This window comes from Mesorhizobium sp. M3A.F.Ca.ET.080.04.2.1 (assembly GCF_003952525.1).
Classification (GTDB): domain Bacteria; phylum Pseudomonadota; class Alphaproteobacteria; order Rhizobiales; family Rhizobiaceae; genus Mesorhizobium.
The window spans coordinates 1286416-1305029 of sequence record NZ_CP034451.1; the positions used below are offsets into that span (position 1 = coordinate 1286416).

The following is an 18614-nucleotide window of genomic DNA, read 5'->3' on the forward strand; positions in this document are numbered from 1 at the left end:
CGATGAACTTCGATCCGCGATACTCGGGACGCAATTTCACCTCCGTCGGCACGCGCCCGATCCGCCCCGACGGCGTCGACAAGGTGACGGGACGCGCCCGCTACGGCGCCGACTTCAACATGGCCGGCCAGCTGGTCGGCCGGATCTTGAGAAGCCCGCACGCCCATGCGGTGATCAGGAACATCGACACCTCGAAGGCGGAGAAGCTCGCCGGCGTGAAGGCGGTGATCACGGCGAAGGACCTGCCCGACCTCACAGATGGCGATGCCGCCATGTACGACATCCTCGACAACTGCATGGCGCGCAAGAAGGCGCTCTATGACGGCCATGCGGTGGCCGCGGTCGCGGCGGTAGACGCCCGCATAGCCCGCCAGGCGCTGAAGCTGATCGAGGTCGACTACGAGGTGCTGCCGCATGTCACCGATGTCGACGAGGCGATGAAGCACACCGCACCGGTGATCAACGACACGGTCTTCACCGAGGGTGCCGAGGAAAAGCCCGCCAAGGCCTCCAACGTCACCAAGCGCAGCCAGTTCGGCCATGGCGACACCCATGCCGGCTTCGCCCAGGCCGATTTCGTCGTCGAGCGCTCGTTCAAGACCGAGCAGACGCATCAGGGCTATATCGAGCCGCATGCCTGCGTCGGCAGCGTCAACCCGGACGGCACCGCGGATCTGTGGGTCTGCACCCAGGGCCATTTCGTCTACCGCCAGCACTGCGCCCAGCTGCTCGGCATCGAGGTCTCCAAGCTGCGCGTCACCTCTTCCGAGATCGGCGGCGGCTTTGGGGGCAAGACCCATGTCTGGGCCGAGCCGGTGGCGCTCGCGCTGTCGCGCAAAGCCGGCCGCCCGGTGAAGCTGGTGATGACCCGCGACGAGGTGTTCCGCGCCTCCGGCCCGACCAGCGCCACCTCGATCGACGTTCGGATCGGCGCCAGGAAGGACGGCACGATCACCGCGGCGGAAGCGACGCTGCGCTACAGCTGCGGCCCCTATGCCGGCATGTGGGCCGAGATCGGCGCCATGACGGCGTTCGCCTGCTACAAGCTCGAGAACGTCAAGACCGTCGGCTACGAGGTGCTGGTCAACCGGCCGAAGACCGCGGCCTATCGCGCGCCGTCGGCGCCGATGGCGGCCTTCGCGGTGGAGAGCGCGATCGACGAGCTCGCCAAGGAGATCGGCATGGATGCGGTCGAGTTCCGCATCAAGAACGCCGCCCAGGAAGGCACACGCTCCTCCTATGGCCCGGTCTACGGCCCGATCGGCATCGGGCCGACGCTCGAGGCGGTGAAGCAGCATCCGCACATGAAGGCGCCGCTGAAGGCAAACCAGGGGCGCGGCATGGCCTGCGGCTTCTGGTTCAACTTCGGCGGCCAGACCTGCACCGACCTGAACATCGGCATGGACGGCTCGGTCTCGCTCGCCGTCGGCACGGTCGACGTCGGCGGCTCGCGCGCGTCGCTGTCGCTGGTGGCGGCGGAGGAGCTCGGCATCGACTATGCCCAGGTCAAGGCGGTGGTCGCCGACACGTCCTCCCTCGGTTACAACGACATGACCGACGGCAGCCGCGGCACCTTCTCCTCCTCGATGGCGACCATCTCGGCCGCCCGCAATGCGATTAAGACGCTGCGCGAGCGCGCAGCGCAGATGTGGGAGATTCCGGTCGACGACGTCGCCTGGGAACAGGGCCACGCTGTGGCTAAAGGCGAAAAACACGGCAATCTCGGCAAGCTGTCGCTGAAGGAGATCGCAGCCGCCGCGGCCAAGACCGGCGGGCCGATCGCCGGCCATAGCGAGCTCGTCGCCGACGGCGCCGGCGTCTCCTTCGCCACCCATATCTGCGACATCGAGGTGGACCCCGAGACCGGCTTCACAAAAGTGCTGCGCTACACGGTGGTGCAGGATGCCGGCAAAGCGGTGCACCCGACCTATGTCGAGGGCCAGTACCAGGGCGGTGCGGCGCAAGGCATCGGCTGGGCGCTCAACGAGGAGTATATCTACGGCCAAGACGGGCGGCTGCAGAACCCCGGCTTCCTCGACTACCGCATCCCGGTCTGCTCCGACCTGCCGATGATCGACACCCAGATCCTGGAAATCCCCAACCCCAACCACCCCTATGGGGTGCGCGGCGTCGGCGAGACCTCGATCGTGCCGCCGCTGGCGGCGATCGCCAACGCGGTGTCGAACGCGGTCGGCGTGCGCATGACCCACATCCCGATGTCGCCGCCGCGGATTCTCGCGGCGCTGGAGGCGGAGCGGGAAGGCTGAAGCCATTCCAGCGGTCTTCCGTCCGGAATTGCGTCAAAACAAAGGGATGGAGCATGATGCCGAAAAGGTCGGACATGCTCCATCCCCAATGAGGGTCTAGGTCCGATGGTCGCCGTCACGCTCTGGGGTTCGCTCAGCGCCGCCGCCGGAGGCAAGGACAAGCTCGACATCGAGGCCAAGGACATCAGGGAGCTGTTCCGCAAGCTTTCGGAACAATATCCCGGCATCGAGCCCTGGATCGACCGGGGGATTGCGGTGTCGATCGACGGGGTAATTTATAGGGATACGTGGGGGAAGGAGCTGCCGCCGGGGGCGGAGATTTTTCTGCTGCCGCGGTTGGCTGGGGGGTGAATGGGGGCCTGCCTCAACCTATCGATGATCTCGATCTTGGCCAACCACCGCGCGCAAAAGCTCAAATAACTCGACTCTCCCGAGGTTCGCCGAAGCCGACCGCAGCAGGTAGTCAAACTTCACCAAAAGTGCCGCATTTCTTCTTGGATTCAACAGTAAGCATTCCGACCAAATATCCGCTTCATTGTCGATTGCTGCTGAATACTTCAGAATCCAGTACATTAATATTTGCCTAAAATCCCCAGATACAAAATTTCTATCGGTGTGCTTCACTTCAACAAGCATCCCTCCGATGGCAAAGTCCCCTGCTCCAGACGCAATCCAGCCCAACCCTGGGATCACGGGGCTTCTTTCCAGTTGCGCCTCGGGCCTCTGACGTCCAACCCTCTGCAACATAGCGACTAAATTGCGCGCGGCATGGCTTGCTATATACACATCCCATTGATCGAGTTTTTCTGGGATCTTCGCATCATAGTGCTTTGCTTGACGCTCCGTTGCGATCCGGAGGCAATCTTCCCAACTTGGTGCACTGTGTCCACTGAGAATACCCTCTGCTCGAACTATTGCGAGCTCAAATAGCATCGCTTTCTGGAGCTTACTATGCTCAACGAGCGTATCCGATATTGGCTTTATACCTGAGAACGAGAACATTTTTCTGTTTAGCGAACTCACCAGCCCGCCGGACAGACGGGGAAAAAGCACATCTAGTACCCCCGGTATATCCCGCGCTACAGTCCTCGGATCACGAAGAGGGAGCCGTTCAAGCGACATCTTTCGCCCAATCTTCGTAGCAAGATGCAAAGGTAGCGCCACCGGCCGACTCAAACCCGAGCCGCCAAACCTGACCTAACGACCTCCGCAACTGACTCCTAGCGTGAGCGCCGTCGTCGCCAAAATTCCCTGCTGCCAGCCAGAGCATCCGCTGCTCATCAGCCCCTAAGTTCTGCCACTGATTTCTCAAACGGGTGAAGCTCGCACGTTCGCGCCAGTACCTCCAGCAGTCGATACAGGCACGCTTTACCGACTGCGAAGAGGTATGATCGTAGACACCCCGAATAAACGCGCCACGCACCTCCGTCCTTTTAAATCGTATTGCACGTAAGAAGTGGAGAATATTTGCCTCAGGCAATAGAAGGTGCGATGCTGTCGACAACACGTCATCAAGCAATTGGTCAATATGATCGAACACAGCCTTAAACTCATCATTTGATCTTACTGAATATACCCCTCTCAAGATCTTCGACCAAGAAGCCCTAAACGAATCAAGATTCTTAGGATCCAGCAATGTAGCGCACAATTGAGCAGCCACCGCCGGCTCTTGGAACTTCAGGGCACGACCTATTTGTGCTAGCACGAAACTGTCTGGTTGTGACTTTTCTTTTTCGAGGTCAAGCAAAAACTGGATGTCAATCTCATCGAAAGATTTCTTCAGTTGCTCGTATTCGCCCCGAGCCATGTCGGAATACGGATCAAAATGCAGATCAAGCTCTCTCAGGGCAACACTTGCGTCTTCGCCGCCACTAAGTTGAGCAGCAATGTAATCAATATAGTGCTTTGCACTCAGTATAGTAGTTTTGCTTCGATTCAGCGACAGGCCGTAATCTGCAAGAGAATGCGAGAGCACCGAGAGCGCCTTATAAGCGTCCTGTTGAGAGCTGCAAATCAAGGTGAAGTCATCGACGTAGCGGTGCCAAACGATGCCTGCATCAGAAAGCGAGAGGTCAATTGGCGTCATCATCACCTCCGCAAGAATCCGGGCGCACTGTCCTCCCACAGGCAACCCAAACGAACGACCTGCAGCCAATTTACTCAGTATGCGATTGACCTGCAGCGCCACGGTGGAGTCTTTGCTCTCAAGGTCTTTGACAACATTTTCCAGTCGATGGTGATATATATGCTCGTAGAAACTTGAGATATCCGTCTGAACAACGACACATCCCTCCTGTTGGAGCGCCTTTTCCTCAAGGGTAACCTCCTTGTACGCTCGCCATGATCTCGCTCTATCGAAGAACTCAGGGTTCTGGCCTCCAAGACGGTATGAGTGCACCCGAGGGCTCCGATTTCCTTCGTTTGCTTGGGCGATGGCAAGCCCAAGCCCGTTCAAGTACAGATTCCAAAACGGGTGGATCTTTGTGGTAATGCGAAATCCATGAGATCTCGAAGGGGCTAGCAATCGTTCAGAGCCGACCGTAAGCTCGTTCATGAATGCAACGGCTTCTTTCTCGGGCTTGTCGTCAACGAACTTGAATAAAGTGAAACAAATTTCGGACAACTCTTTCGACTTATCTTTGATAAACGCTGCATCTACATCATATGGCAGCGTATCATTCTCGCCAGCCTGACCGATCTCTAAAGCCGCCTGTAAGAAATGCTCTCGTTTTACTTCCATCTTTACCCCCATTCTGCCCATCAGCCGCCGCAAATCAGGCTGGGAGCCCATCACGCAGTCGGCATGAGGCTGCGACGTCTCGTGAGATTCGTCCCAGTCGGCCCGCCGAGTAAGTTTGCGACGCAAGTCCCCAAGGGCTGACATTAGGTATAGCGAATTGCGACTACAACCAAGAGGTCTCGGCTGCTCAACGGCGATCACATAGAAATTGTGCGGCCGCACGACTGTTTCGTTAGCGCTTGCTGAAAAGCAGTATGGAACACTTCATAGAGGCCGCCGTTGAGCGCAACGCAGGCGCGAAGGCACATAGAGCAAACTATGACCAAGCTGTCCCGTATTCCGCCTCTTAGCAAAACGGGAAAGAAGCACGGCGGTGATCCGACCGATGATCAGGGCCGCTTCTACCTGTGCCCGATCTGTGGGCAGCAGGTCGATAAGCGAGATCTACGACAGGTCATCTGGCACGAGAAGCAAGGGCACGAACCGCTCGAATTGGACATGTAAGCGCAGGCGACCAGCCCGCGACGATTCAGTTTGCACCTCGTGCTCGAAACGCATTCTGCTAGAGCAGGTCTGCCTTATCCCCCGCTGTCTTCACTCTCGTCCGAGAGGGCGTCCATTGACACCAAGAGCTCCCGCGCACTGACCTTCCGCACGGGACCCGCAACGTCAAACTGGTGCTCTATCAGTATCGGGGTCGGAATCTCATTGGCCAAGATGCGAGCCCGAAGAAGATAGCTCCCCGGGCTCGTGGGCAGGAGTGCCAAATCCTCTTCAGCGCGAACCGTCTGGCCTGGCCGTATCGTTCCTATGGTTATATGAGCCACCGGCTCGCAACCGCGATCATCGACAACCATGAGCTGGTTAGCACGCTCCAGCTTGAGCTGGGCTAAGTAGGAGGTGCCTGGCACCTCGGGCATGCAGTCGGCCCGAAGCATCGACATCGCCTCTCCTTCCGGGCAATTGCAAGTCACTTCGAGATGTGTATCTCCGAGGGAGAACTCAGAATTGTTGGACAACAATAACCTAACCTGTATCACCCGCCTCCAACTTGAGTAATAGTAAGCACCGTCTCTCCAATAGTTCTTGTTCGAAAGAGGTCTTGGGAAGGCGAACATTTCGTTCCGATTTTCGGCGAAATCAGGCAATTTTTCTGGGAAGGTCAGGAACTCCCTTTCGAAGCTACTCGGCAAAGGCTGGTTCTCGGGGCCATGGAATGACAGCAAAACCCGAGCTTCGCTCCGCGCCACGTTGGCTGCTCCCATCATCGCGATCTCTCGAGGTGACGCAATCGCGGTGGCACTCCCTCGGCGGATATACACTGCGTCCTTGGTCAACTTGCCGTAGGCCCTCTTGAGGTAGAAGGGCCGTTGCTGCTTCGGTATGGAAATCACGGCTATGTGCTGGCCTTCGAACAGTCCTTCCTCGTAACGGAAGTTCAGCTTGCTCTCGAGCTTTCCATTTACGAATTCTTGGAGGCGAGAGTCATCGATGGCGCCTTCTGAGGACAATCCAACCACTTCCGCCGGATGGGGAGGGTTTTCCCTAAACCCCACTAGTATGTAACCGGTACCGTCCCGGTGCGCGTTGGCCAGCGCTAGGATGTCCTTTAGAATTTCCGACTTCTCTTCATCGCTGGCGCTGGCAAATGGATAGCGCTCCGCCTTATAGTCCAAGTCGGCCCCCTCGCCCCTGCAGCGCAACTCCTCCAGCAATGCGTTGGTTAGCATCTGATAGGCATCCCCTCACCGATGCGACGTCGCAAGCTTCAGCGCCAGGCCCACGAACACCAGTCCGGCGATCTTGTTCAGCCACAGCTGCCCCCGGTCGGACTGGCGCAGCCAGCGGCTGAGCGTTCCGGCCAGCATCGAGATCAGCGTGAACGACAAGAAGGCGCAGAGGATGAAGATGGCGCCGAGCAGCAGCATCTGGGCGACGATGCTGCCGCGCTCCGGATGGGTGAACTGCGGCAGGAAGGCGAGGAAGAAGATCGCCACCTTCGGGTTGGTCACGTTCATGACGATGCCGCGCAGATACATCTGCCGCATCGGCTTGGCTTTGCCGGCGGCGCTTGCCAGCGCCTCGGGCCTGGCGCGAAAGGCCTTGTAGGCGAGATAGATCAGATAGGCCGCGCCGATGATCTTCAGCGCGTCGAAGGCGGCTTGCGAGGTCTGGAAGATGGCCGCCACGCCGATGGCGACCGCAACGGTGTGGACGATCAGCCCGGTGCAGAGGCCGAGGGTGACGAACACGCCCACCATGCGGCCATAAAGCGCCGACTGGATGAGCACGAACAGATTGTCGGGCCCAGGCACAAAGGCCAGCAGCGTCGCGGCCGCGGCAAAGGCAACGATCGTGTCGAGTGGCAGCATCGCCGTGGCTTCCCGTTTCGGATGCGGTCTTGTGCACCATCGGCACGGCTTATGCAAAGGTCGCGGCGGTGCGCTGGACGGATGCAGCGATCCTATGTTCGACACCCCAAGGGCCAGGAACCAAGGCCCTGCTGTCAGTCGGCCATGATCCTTCAAGATTTTCCAGCGTCGTGGGAGCCCTCAGTGCGATCGGCATCCTCGCCTACCGGTGCCTCGTCGCGGTTGTCAGTGTCGGTGGTTTCAGCGTTGCCGGCAGTGACCTGCTACCGGGCCGATCCGGAAAGCCGCAAGGGCCGCCGCAGGAACGGGCCGAAGGACCAGGGCTTTCAGCTCACGCTTTATTGAGAGATCGGCAATCAAGCGCGCTTGTCATCGTCGTGATGACTGGCTGCGCAGCCCTTGTCGAGGGCGACGCCGCCTATGTCCGTCGGCGCAGGCCGCACAGGCCAGTGCTGCAGTGTCGCTTCACCGGCGCGAGGAGCCAGGCAAATTGCGGCCGTCGGCGAAGCGCGCTCTTCGCTTGCTCGCGACCTGCATCGCCGGCGTCCAGCCAAGGCCGCGGCATGCGATCCAAAGCAGAACGGCCTGACCGGCCAAGCCGACGACAATCGACGTAACGGCAATGCCCGAGATGATATCGGCATCCATGTTCGAGAGCCCCCGCCCCGCCTAAAACGCGCCGCGCTGAACCGGGTTCAGGCGGCGCGCTTCAGGTCTTCGTGTCGATGCACGTCGTTGCCCCAGTACCGCCCACACATCCGAGCGACATGCATTAACTTATGGCGTGAAGTATTGATCCCAATCGCGTCTGAGTCGAGGGCCGCCGCCTACTGCAATAAATGGACTTAGCCAAAAGGCGTATAGTGTGAGCGGCGCCGCATTTTTAAGCAAATTCAGCAAACGCAGCGGTTTTTCCTCTGGCGCCGTGCCTTTCGTCATCCCAGGGCGGAGCAAGCAGCGAAGCGACGCGCGCAGACCCTGGGACCCATACCGTTACCTGCGTGCGTTGCGACGATGCGGAATTTCTGCCCCGCCGCGTTCCACGGCGAGCGTCACGGCATGGATCCTCGGGTCAAGCCCGAGGATGACGAAGCGTCGGCGGCGCCGCCCCTACGCCTCCAGCGTCGGCTGGGTGTTGACCTCCAGCGCCTCTTCCGCCTCGTCCTCGTCGCCGAGAACCTCGCCCTTCACCGCCAGCGGGCGGCCGATCCAGATCGGGTCGAGCGTATGGTCACGCTTGGGGTTGGTGGTGTTGGGGTGGATGAGAATGCTCAGGCCGCCGTGGTTCAGCATCAGCCACGGCACGATCGAAGCGAAAATCTCGTTGGCGAAGGAGACCTGGTACATGGCCTGCTGGTGCGGGCCGACCGGCTCGTCGCGCCAATCGCCCAGCCGCACGCGGAAGCTTTCGCCGATGCGCTGGCGCAGCCATTCGGCATGCCGCCGCTCGGCCTGCCCGTCATAGTAGATATGGGCGTGATAGCTGGCGATCTCGGCGAGCCGGCGCGGACTGTGCGACTTCGAACCCGCGGCGTCTTCGTTCATCTCAATTCTCCCCTTCGACGATGGCCGCCCGGCGGAATTCCCCCCGCAGGGCCGCGCTGCGGGCCCTGCCCGCAGGCGGATGCCGGCTCATGGGTGGCGTTGGCGCTCCAGGCCGCATGGCCGGCCGATGTGAGCTGTTCGGAAGCGTCGTTCATGTTCTCTCCCGGGTCGCGCCACGCCTGTCGCCATGTGACCGCGGGAACAAGATATCGCTTGCCCGGCATCGTCAACAGCCATCCGAACGGCCGAAGCGACGAGCTGCTGTCTCAGTCCCTGCCCCGGCTCCCCCGACTCCCCGGATTCCGGCCGCCTGCCGGGAACCAAATGGCGGGCAAGACTGTTCAGCTTTCACTTTGATCCGACGCCGACCTGCCCGGCCGGGCACGCGGCGATGTCGAGGAGTCCCCATCATGAAGATTTCGTCCAGGTTCCGTTCCATCGCGTTTGCCGCCATCGCCGCCGGCAGCGTCGGCCTTGCCGGCGCCGCACATGCCGACACCGGCACGATCCGCTTCGCCGTCTACAAGGCGGCCTTCTTCGTCGGCGGCTCGGGTGGCGAGGGCACGCTGACCTTCCACGGCCGCCGCTATCCGATCACGATCGGCGGCATCTCGGGCGGCCTCGCCTTCGGGGCGTCCAAGACCTACTTCAAGGGCAAGGTGCGCAACATTCGCCGCGCCCGCGACGTCACGGGCGTCTATGGTGCTGCCGGCGGCGGCGGCGCGCTGGGCAAAGGCGCGCAGGTCATCGTCATGACCAACGACAAGGGCGCCGAGCTCGAACTCACAGGCCGGCAGGTGGGCCTGCAGGTCAATGCCGACCTCAGCGGCATGAGCATCACGGTGAAATAGCCGGCACCAGAATGCGGAGCGCCGCCTCCTGGCGAGGCGGCGCGGTTTCTCACTTGTTGGCGTGGGCCGACGGCGCCGTCTTGCCTTCAGTGGCCGACGGCATGCTCCTGATCGAGGCGCCCGTCTGGGTATCGGTGGCCGGCACGGTGGCGTCTTCGCCGGACAGCGGGCTACCCTGTCCGACCACATCCTCGCCGGTGGGAGCCTTGTTGTTGATGCCGTTCTGGAACGGCTGGCTGTCGGTGGTCAGGCCGCCAGCCTCGGTGGCGGTCAAGAGGTGATCGGCTGCCGACGCGGGGCCGGCAAGCAGCGTGAACGCTGCAAGGATGACGAAGGTTCGCATGAGGGGTCTCCAATGGGAGTTCAACGTCCCATGCGGCGCCCGACCTTGGGCTGTGCGGAAGGCCGAAAGCGGCAGGGACGGCCGTCCCTTCATGGCTTCAACGCCGCGCTTCAGCGCCCTGTTCCCGAAAAACGTCCGTGCGGCGCGCGTCGAGGCCGCGGTCTCGCCCTGCCCGGCGCCGGCGGTTGAGCCTGGCCCGGCGTCATATCACCGCGGTGACCCTGCCCGCCGCGTCGAGGCGGCAGCCGACTTTGGCCTGCCGGATTTCGATGCCGCCTTGCCTTGCGTAGTCTATGCGCACCTCGATGGGGGCATTGAGTCCGCCTCCGCGCCGGCGCAAAAGGCCGGCGCTTGCCACGTAGACACGCATGGCGCCGAGCGGCCTGGCGGCGGTCATGATCGCCGCGCGGCAGGTGCGCACCACGGCGGCCGGCGTGCCGGGGATCGCTTTCAACGGCGACAGCGGCGCGACGGGATAGCCCTTGGTGGCCCGCTGCAAATCGCCCTCGCCGGCCTTGGAGGGCCTCAGCGCGCGCGGCAGGGCGATGGGCTTTCCGGCGCCCTTGGCCGAGGGAGCGGCCGTCGTGACCGCGTCGGGACTGGCAGCCGATGCGCTTGCGGCGGCTGATGGATTGGCGCTGACGCCTGCCGACACGCCAGCGCTTGCGGCGGCTGATGGATCGGCGCTGACGCCTGCCGAGACGCCAGCGCTTGCGCTGCCCAGATTGGCGCCGGCGCTGACGCCCGTGCCGCCGGTGCCGGTCGATGCACCGACATTCGCACCGCCGACGCCGTCGGCGCTCGCGCCGACCCCGACGGAGGCGCCTTGCGAACCGGCGCTCACGCCAGCGTTCGCCCCGACGCCGCCGACGCTGGCGCCCACGCCCGCTTCAAGAGCCAAGGCCGGCCCGGTCGAGATTCCGATCGCCAGCGCGGCCGCAAGATAGTTTTTCATGGCCATCCTCCTGCTGCGGCATGCATCTCGCCTCACCATTCATCACCGGCGAGGTCGAACCTCGGCGGTCGCGTCGGAAGCAAGGCGGGCGGAAGCGTTATGGTCGCCACCAGATCGGCTTGCGGCTTGCGAAGCTGTTTGCGCGCAGGCACGGGACGCTCCGACACAGCTGCAAGCCGATGGGCCGGATTGCGGGCTTTCGGCGCGCGCGTCAGGCCCACCGCGCGGCCGCGCGCCTTGGCGACGTCATTGGGCTGCCGCGCGGCACCGAGGCTGCGGGCCAGGCCGTTTGCCCTTTCACGCTCTTCCTGCAAGGCCGCGCCGAGGCCTTCCGCGGCCTGCCGTGCCGCGTCGCGCTCCTTGCGCACAGCGTCGAGATCGTGTGCAGCGGCATCTGCCCGTTGGCGCGCCAGCTCCAGCGCCTCGCCGGCCTGCTTCAGCTCCGCCTCGGCCGCCTGCCGGTCCCTCACGGCGCCGGCCTGCTCGGCCGCGGCGCGATCCGCGCCGGTCTGGAGGGCGACGATGGTCTGGCGGGAGGTGGCGAGTTCCTGTTCCAGGCGCCCGACCCTTTGCCGCTCCACAGCCAGCGCCTGCTCGACCGCAGCCTGCGAGGCCTGCGTCGCGTGCTGCGCTCCAAGCATCGCGGCCTTCTCGTTGTCCCAGACGATGGCCTTGGCCTTGAAGCCCTCGATCGTGCGCCGCGCCGCCTCAAGGTCGCGCGCCAGCGCTTCGGCCGTCCGCCGTTGCTCCTCGAGGGCTTGTCCTTGCCTGGCCGCCGCATCAGTCCCTGCGCGTGCCTGGGCGCTCAAGTCGCGGGTGTTGCGCTGCATGAGGTCCACGGCCGCGCGCGCCGCCGCCAGTTCGCGGCGTAAGCCGGTCTCCTCATGCCCGCCAAGCAAGGCTTGCGCGCCTTGCCTGAGCGCCTGCGCCGCCTTGAACGCCAGTTCCGCGGAGAGTTGCGGCTCGGGGGCGCCCGCAGGCGCCGTGCCAGGTTCCTTCTCGATGTTGCCGCCCTGCGGAGCCGGCGAGTTGGCGGTGGCTGCGGCAACCGCCGGCGGTTCGGGCGCCGGCTTGTCGCCTGCGGCCGCCAGGGAGGCTGTCGTTTCCATGGCTGGCTGGGCTATGCGTTTGACCGTCGTCTCCGGCCGCTCGGCCTGGCCGCTTCTGGCTTGCAGGCAATCGGCGATCAGCTTTGCCAGCTCGTCGGTTTGCAGGCCCGCGGCTTCGAGCCTGCCGATGTTCGGCAGCTCGAGCCCGCCGGTCGCGTCGATGCTGAAATTCTGGTTGAGCTGCAAGCCTTCCACGGCACCGTCGCGCAGGGTCGTCCAGCGCCAGACGCGCAGTTCGATCCTGTCTCCCGGCGCCAGCTTGTCGTCGGCCGCCGCCTGGCTGCTTGCCGCAGATCCCAGCAGCAGAACGAGCCAGAGCGAGATGAGGCACAGCATGGGGCTGGGCGCTCTGCCGCGCCGCCCATGAAGCAAACTCAAATACCGCCGTTTGGTGGAGGTGGAGTCACGGTGGAGGTATGTCGACTGGCTACCCATCACTGAACCCTCCGGCTGCGCGACCCTTGCCGCTGTCTTCTCCGTGAACCCGCATCGCGCGGCTGCATGCCGCACCGAACGACGAATGATAGAAAAGCTCCCGGCCACGCCAAGCACCGCAAAAGGCTTAGGGACTGTCTCCTTTCAACTTAGCCGCTATCCATCCGTCGTGGGTGGTGGTGCGAGCGTTGAAATTCGCTCCCAGTCCTCTTAACGGGTGGCTCGAAAATTAGTTTCCGCTAATAAACACGACGGGCCGCGCCACGGTCGTGGCGCCTCATTGCGCCTCGCGCCGTCCGCCATCGCGCCCGCCGCTGCCCCACAAGGCGCGCGCGAACACGTTGCGCCTGCCCTTGCGCGGGACGAGGTTGATGTCGCTGACCATGATCGCGCCGCCCTTGCGGCGCTCCAGCGTGATCTTGCGGCTGTGGAAGGCCTCGAGCTCGGCCCGGTGCGCGACGCTGATGATGGTGACCTTGGGCAATTCGTGGATGATGGTCTGCATCATCTGGTCCTGGCTCTTCTCGTCCAGCGCCGAGGTCGCCTCGTCCAGCACGATGATGTCGGGGCTGTGCAGCAACAGACGCGCGAAGGCCAGCCGCTGCTTTTCGCCGCCCGACAGCGTCTGGTCCCAGGGCGCCTCCTCCTCGATGCGGTCCTTCAGATAGTCGAGGCCGACCTTGTCGAGCGCGGCGCTGATCTCTTCGAGCGTCCAGTTGTCGGCCGCGCCCGGATAGGCGACGGCGCGGCGCAGCGTGCCCGAGGGCACGTAAGGGCGCTGCGGCAGCATGAACAGGCGCCGGTCGGGGTGGAAGTTGACGCTGCCGCCGCCCCAGGGCCACAGGCCGGCGACGGCCCGCACCAGCGTCGACTTGCCGGAACCGGATTCGCCGGCCACCAGCACCCTCTCGCCCGGCTCGATCGCGACCTCGGTCTCCTTGACCACGGCGGTGCCGTCGTCGAGCGAGACGGAGAGATTGTCGAGCGAAAGCATCGCCTCGCCGTCGGTCTCGCCGCGCTGGATGCGGCCCAGCTTGTCGCTCTGTTCGGCGCGCTCCAGCCCGTCGAGCGACATCATCAGCGAGGCGATGCGCCGGGCCGAGGCGTTCCAGTCGGCCAGGCGCGGATAGTTGTCGACCAGCCAGCCGAAGGCGCCCTGCACGATGCCGAAGGCGGATGCCGCCTGCATGACCTGTCCGAGGCTCATGTCGCCGGCGAGGAATTTCGGCGCGCAGAGCAGCACCGGCACAACCGGGGCGAACAGGATCGACCCTTGAGACACCAGCGCGGTGCGCATGTGCTGACCGGTCAGCAGCGCCCATTGCTTGAGCACATGGGCGAAGTCCTTGTCGATGCCGCTGCGCTCCTCCTCCTCGCCGCCGAGCAGGGCGATGCTCTCGCCGTTCTCGCGCACGCGCGTCAGCGTGTAGCGCATTTCGGCCTCGGCCTGGTTCTTGCGCTCGGAGAGATGGATGAAGTTGCGGCCGATCACCACCATCGAGGTCGAGGTGATGCCGGCATAGATCACCGCGGTGATGACCAGGAAGCCGGGGATGGTGACGCTCTCACCGCCGATCGGCAAGGTCAGCGCGCCGCCGATGGTCCACAGCACGACGATGAAGGTCGAGGCGGCCAGGAAGGCGTTCAGCACGCCGGAGATGAAATCGACGGGCGACTCGGTGGCGATGCGCAGGTCCTCGGTTATGCGGGCCTCGGGGTTCTGGTGGTCGCCGCCGACCAGGTTCAGCTGGTAGTAGCGGCCGTTGGCGAGCCAGCGCGCGATGACGGCGGTGGTCAGCCAGGAGCGCCAGCGGCGCTGGATGGTCATGCGCAGATAGACCTGCGCCACGACAAGGCTGCCGCTGCAAAGCACCAGCGGCACGAACACGGCGCTGAGGAAATAGACGCTGCGGGCGTTGCGCTGCTCGAGCGCGTCGAAGATCGAGCGGTTCCAAACGTTGATGCCGTACTGGAAGCCGACATTGATGCAGATCATCACCAGGACGCCGATGGTGAACGGCCAGGCGAGCCTGTCGCCGCGGCGGCTCCAGTAGCCGCGCGCGCTGATCCAGAAGCGCCTCAGCAGATATTTCCTCCGCGCCCGGTCGGCCTGCTCCGGCGTCAGCTCCGGACCGGGCTCGACCGCATCGGGCGGCGGCGGCCCCGGCTCGCCGACGACCCCCGACGCGACCTCGACAGGCGAGACCTTGTCCTCGGGGGGCTTGTGCGAAGGCGACCTTTCTTCGCGCGCTGTCCTGGCGCGCGGTTTCCCGTCATGCGGCTTGCCGCGCGGCTTCCTTGGGCGCGCTTTCCCATCGCCCGATTTCGCTGAGCGCAATTTCTGTGGACGCGATTTCTCTGGGCGCGATTTCTCTGGGCGCGATTCCGCTGAGCGCGATTTTTCGTCGCGCAGTTGCTCTGCCCGCAGCTTTCCCGGCCGCGACAGCCTATCCTCCCCCGATTTGGCCCCATCGGCCGCTTTTGGCCTGGCGTCTATCTCCGACATCAGCCGACAACGGCTCAAAAATCAGAAGGTTTCATGCCTCCGGGATGCCAGGCCGGGGCTTCTGGTGTTCCAGATCCCGGCGACGGCCGCGCCGATGCGGCTCAGGGCAGCGGAGCCGGCGCGTCGGCGAGCGTTCTGAGATAGGCGATTGCTGCGACCGCACCGGCCTTATCAATCGAATCAATGGGGAACCAGAACCGAGACGCTGAGGGCGTTAGACACAGCAGATGTGACCATTGGCAAAGATGACTGACTCCACTTTGCTTGACGTGCGGTGGAAACCGGCGCCGGGCTTGGGTGCTCGGCGTCACACGTCCTGCTTCTTCACGAGGATCTCCGCACCACGCCCCCACTTCCGGGGATGTGGAGCATCCCCGGTTCCAACCCGATCTCACTTCTTGTTCGAAGCATGCCCGAATCGCCACATGTTAAAAGGCCGCCAGATACGTTAGAGCCTTCTCATATAATGTGAGGGACGGAGGAAAATGCAGGTCGTTGCGGTCGAGTTGGTGGCGAGACTTCGTGATGCGATCGAGGCGATTGGAAACCACCTCTCGGATATGGATAGCGGGTAGTGTCTCAGTTTGAAATTTGGGCGCAAGGCAAAAGCGCCTTGCCGCGTTTGCTCCCCTAGGCCGAACCGCCTATATGCTTGGTGGTATGGAGAACGAACAAGAAAATCAGCCGGACGTTTTTGAGCTGCTACGCGATACCGAGCGATCGCGCGTTCGGCTGGCAAAGTCCATCCTGGCAGCCTACAAAGCAAACGCAATGCCTCTCCCCGCCACACCGGAAGACATCACGTATTGGGAAAAGGAATTGTCAGACGCCGAGTTGGAATTGTCGAGGCTGCACGATGCCCACCGGACCTAAAGGCCAGAAGCGACCAGCCGACGTGATCGGCAACGCCGTCCGCGTCATGCGCATTGCTACGGGCGAGGAAGCCGACGATACGCCAGATGACGGTAAGAACCCAGCTGCCAAAGAGCTTGGGTCGAAAGGCGGAAAGAAACGCGCCGCCAACATGTCACCGGAGCGGCGCGCGGAGATCGCGAAGAAGGCGGCTGCGAAGCGGTGGGCTAAATAGCTAGCCGAGAAGATGGACGCCGTTGCGCCGAAGCCGGGAAAGCGCGGCCCCTACAAAAGCGCGTGGCCGAAAATTCAAATTGAGACACTACCGGATAGCGCGAAGCTGCAGGCGCTTGAGAAACGGTTGCCAAGGAATGCTCGGCCGGGAAGCGCCGAGGCGACAATGCTCTTGCTCGTTTATCAGGAAATGGAAAAACGCAAACGCTAGCCCAGATCACATCTGGTGGGTCTGCGCGATTGAACTTGTGCCCCTTGGCGCGAAGAAACACGTCCACCTGACTCTCTGATAAGTCTCGAACTTCATGTGTGGAATGATCGTCCGATAGAGCGTCACTAGCCGCTCACAGATGTGATATCGATCATCGGGCGCTGCCTGTACACGCTCTCTTGGGATGAACCACTCCGCTTGTTGTAGGTCATTCATGTGAGTCGGGCGGGACAGCCTGACATAGTAACCGTCTTTCGTCGCCCTGACGTCATTGGGATCGATTGGGTGGCAATCTTTGTTGCCGCAGCAAGCATAATGAAGAACCGGGTCAGTTTTGGCAGTGTACCAATCGTGAGCATTCGCACTGCTGGCTAAGGCAAGCCATATCAATGCAATAGGCCTTTTCAACTGCACCATGGAAGTAGCCCCTCGCATTTGCATAGCATATTAGTATATGCTAATCTAGGAGCTGAACTCGCATCGCTCAGCGAAAAAATCCACCGGGCCCCTTGTTTCAAGGTTCGACAGCCGGAGCAGATAAGCGATCGATTCATCGCGGATTAGCTATGGGCGGCGAGCCGAATTCGTTGCGAAGCCTGCGATCGTCGATGCTGGCTCTCGCTCGCTTTGACAGAAATCGAACGAACTCTCGTGGGGGGGGCGCCCGCATGCAGCGCAATGAACGACTTGCCAAGCTCCCGACGCTCCGACGCCGGTAGGTTATTTGCAACTCGGTACTTAGCTGGTCACTTGCTGGAGGAGCACATGGCGAAACTCACCGTTGATCAATATATGGCGGGGGCAGCCGCGCGACTTGGCCATCTGACGCAGACATATGCGATCATTTTTTTCGCCAATATCGGGACTATGTTCGCGATACTGGCGTACGGACCATCAGCGGGACTAGCCGCAAGGCTCGCGCTCGCGACGATTGTGGTCGCAATTACGGTTTATGGTGTTCTGGCTACTAGGTCCGCCATGGATGAGCTAAAGGCAATGCTGGATGATGCCGTCGACGACTTCTCGGGCAGCCGCTTCGGCGCTCATCTGAAGCAGATACCTGTGGCGCTGTTCATCGGAGCAAGCGTGATCCTCGTTCTTGCGATGGGCTTGACGCAGCTGTGGGCGATCGCTTCGGCCTGACTGGGACTGATCTTGACTGTGGACTGCGGCTGCACTTCAGGCTCGTTTAGCCGACGCGCCAGTTCTCACGGCAGGGGAACCGGCGTGTCGGCCAGCGTCCTGAGATAGGCGATCACGTTCAGCCGGTCGGTCTCGTCGGGCACGCCGCGGAAGTCCATGTTGACGCCGGGCGTCGTCAGCGTCGGACCGGCGAGGAAGATATTGAGGTCCTCATAGGTCCAGGCACCGTCCCAGGCGAGCAGGGTCTTGGAGTAGCGCTCGAATGTCGTCGAGGCCTTGTCGCGTCCGACGACGTTCCACAGGTTCGGCCCGATGGTGGAATTGTCCTTCGGCCGCACGACGTGGCAGGGGGCACAGGTGGTGGCAAACAGGGCTTGGCCCTTGGCCGGGTCGCCCTTCGCCAGACTGGCGGAAATCGGCGGCGGCTTCAGGATGACGACGCCATGCGCCAAAAGATAGGCGGCGATGTCGGCATGGTCGTCGTGCCTGGCAAGGTGATAGGGCGTGATGATGCCCGGCAGCTCGGTGGGGTCGCCCTGGATCCAGACGGCGTTGACGTCGGCGCCGGCCTCGACCAACACCTTGACGCAGTCGAGGCAGCCATTGGCGACGGCCAGCGTCAGCATCGGCTCGCCCCGCGTCGTGCCGTTGGCGTCGGCGCCATGCGCCAGAAGCAGCTGGATCATGTCGGCGGCGTTCTTCAGCACGGCAACGGTCATCGGCAGTCCGAGCTTCGACTCCTTGTTGACGTCGGCGCCGCGCTTGATCAGCAGTTCGGCCGCCTCCACATGGCCGCTGCGCACCGCCAAGAAGAGCGGCGTGGCGCCCTTCTCCTGCGCCTCGATGTCGGCGCCGGCATCGAGCGCCGCAGTGATGGCGCCGAGGTCGCCGCTCTTGGCCGCGTCGTGGAGCGGACCGGCGCGGGCGGCTGCGAGAGCACCCAGGAAAATCAGCAAGCTTGCGATGAGACCACGCATCCGGCCGTCCCTCCCGCCGATACGGATCGAAGAAGGTACACCCGATCAGGGTTCGCGAACAGTGCAGAGCGGGC

General features: G+C 62.8%; 18 protein-coding genes. 7 read left to right on the forward strand and 11 right to left on the reverse strand.

The features are described from left to right. Positions 1-2 precede the first annotated feature (2 nt). On the forward strand, positions 3-2267 hold the full coding sequence (locus EJ074_RS06235) for a xanthine dehydrogenase family protein molybdopterin-binding subunit (protein WP_095808961.1): 2265 nt from the start codon (positions 3-5) through the stop codon (positions 2265-2267). Between the two features lie 105 nt (positions 2268-2372). Then, on the forward strand, positions 2373-2618 hold the full coding sequence (locus tag EJ074_RS06240; RefSeq protein WP_095808906.1) for a MoaD/ThiS family protein: 246 nt from the start codon (positions 2373-2375) through the stop codon (positions 2616-2618). Between the two features lie 18 nt (positions 2619-2636). Here the strand turns inward: EJ074_RS06240 and EJ074_RS06245 are convergent, their stop codons facing one another. Next, positions 2637-3320: a hypothetical protein gene (locus tag EJ074_RS06245; protein WP_245420634.1), complete on the reverse strand. Its 684-nt coding sequence runs from the start codon at positions 3318-3320 to the stop codon at positions 2637-2639. A gap of 58 nt (positions 3321-3378) precedes the next feature. Continuing rightward, entirely contained in the window at positions 3379-5058 is a 1680-nt protein-coding gene (locus EJ074_RS06250; protein ID WP_245454799.1) for an RNA-directed DNA polymerase, read from the reverse strand. Between the two features lie 267 nt (positions 5059-5325). Between EJ074_RS06250 and EJ074_RS06255 the strand changes: the two genes are divergently transcribed. Continuing rightward, positions 5326-5511, forward strand: a complete 186-nt coding sequence (locus EJ074_RS06255; protein WP_095808959.1) for a hypothetical protein — start codon at positions 5326-5328, stop codon at positions 5509-5511. A 74-nt stretch (positions 5512-5585) separates the two neighbouring features. Here EJ074_RS06255 and EJ074_RS06260 read toward each other — a convergent pair whose 3' ends face one another. The 4 genes from EJ074_RS06260 to EJ074_RS06275 all read right to left on the reverse strand — a co-directional run bounded on the left by EJ074_RS06260 (position 5586) and on the right by EJ074_RS06275 (position 8924). Then, positions 5586-6737 carry an ATP-binding protein gene (locus tag EJ074_RS06260; RefSeq protein ID WP_095808904.1) on the reverse strand — a complete coding sequence of 384 codons (1152 nt, stop codon included), beginning with the start codon at positions 6735-6737 and terminating at the stop codon, positions 5586-5588. A 15-nt stretch (positions 6738-6752) separates the two neighbouring features. After that, a complete protein-coding gene (locus EJ074_RS06265) occupies positions 6753-7379 on the reverse strand; it encodes a LysE family translocator (protein ID WP_095808903.1) in 627 nt (208 codons plus the stop codon). 465 nt (positions 7380-7844) lie between these two features. Further along, positions 7845-8027, reverse strand: a complete 183-nt coding sequence (locus EJ074_RS06270; RefSeq protein ID WP_095808902.1) for a hypothetical protein — start codon at positions 8025-8027, stop codon at positions 7845-7847. A gap of 462 nt (positions 8028-8489) precedes the next feature. Further along, complete coding sequence (locus EJ074_RS06275; RefSeq protein WP_095808901.1) at positions 8490-8924, reverse strand: DOPA 4,5-dioxygenase family protein; 435 nt, start codon at positions 8922-8924, stop codon at positions 8490-8492. Positions 8925-9334: 410 nt separating this feature from the next. On the opposite strand from EJ074_RS06275, the gene EJ074_RS06280 reads away from it, so the two are divergent. After that, complete coding sequence (locus tag EJ074_RS06280; protein ID WP_095808900.1) at positions 9335-9775, forward strand: hypothetical protein; 441 nt, start codon at positions 9335-9337, stop codon at positions 9773-9775. Between the two features lie 49 nt (positions 9776-9824). Here the strand turns inward: EJ074_RS06280 and EJ074_RS06285 are convergent, their stop codons facing one another. From EJ074_RS06285 to EJ074_RS06300, 4 genes are all read right to left on the reverse strand, one after another. Then, positions 9825-10118, reverse strand: a complete 294-nt coding sequence (locus tag EJ074_RS06285) for a hypothetical protein (protein WP_095808899.1) — start codon at positions 10116-10118, stop codon at positions 9825-9827. Between the two features lie 202 nt (positions 10119-10320). Further along, complete coding sequence (locus EJ074_RS06290; protein WP_095808958.1) at positions 10321-11073, reverse strand: hypothetical protein; 753 nt, start codon at positions 11071-11073, stop codon at positions 10321-10323. Positions 11074-11105: 32 nt separating this feature from the next. Beyond that, positions 11106-12518, reverse strand: coding sequence for a polysaccharide biosynthesis/export family protein (locus EJ074_RS06295; protein WP_165349871.1), 1413 nt, complete (start codon positions 12516-12518; stop codon positions 11106-11108). A gap of 376 nt (positions 12519-12894) precedes the next feature. Further along, entirely contained in the window at positions 12895-14955 is a 2061-nt protein-coding gene (locus EJ074_RS06300) for an ABC transporter ATP-binding protein/permease (RefSeq protein ID WP_095808957.1), read from the reverse strand. A gap of 1024 nt (positions 14956-15979) precedes the next feature. On the opposite strand from EJ074_RS06300, the gene EJ074_RS06305 reads away from it, so the two are divergent. The 3 genes from EJ074_RS06305 (at position 15980) to EJ074_RS06320 (ending at position 17563) form a co-directional block, all read left to right on the forward strand. After that, complete coding sequence (locus EJ074_RS06305) at positions 15980-16210, forward strand: RNA-binding protein (RefSeq protein WP_095808896.1); 231 nt, start codon at positions 15980-15982, stop codon at positions 16208-16210. Positions 16211-16222: 12 nt separating this feature from the next. Beyond that, positions 16223-16420: a hypothetical protein gene (locus tag EJ074_RS06310; protein WP_129552837.1), complete on the forward strand. Its 198-nt coding sequence runs from the start codon at positions 16223-16225 to the stop codon at positions 16418-16420. Positions 16421-17185: 765 nt separating this feature from the next. Further along, complete coding sequence (locus tag EJ074_RS06320) at positions 17186-17563, forward strand: hypothetical protein (protein ID WP_095808956.1); 378 nt, start codon at positions 17186-17188, stop codon at positions 17561-17563. Positions 17564-17628: 65 nt separating this feature from the next. On the opposite strand, the gene EJ074_RS06325 is transcribed toward EJ074_RS06320, so the two are convergent. Further along, the gene (locus tag EJ074_RS06325) at positions 17629-18540 is read right to left on the reverse strand and encodes an ankyrin repeat domain-containing protein (RefSeq protein ID WP_095808895.1); all 912 of its coding nucleotides are present in this window, start codon (positions 18538-18540) and stop codon (positions 17629-17631) included. Positions 18541-18614: the final 74 nt, after the last annotated feature.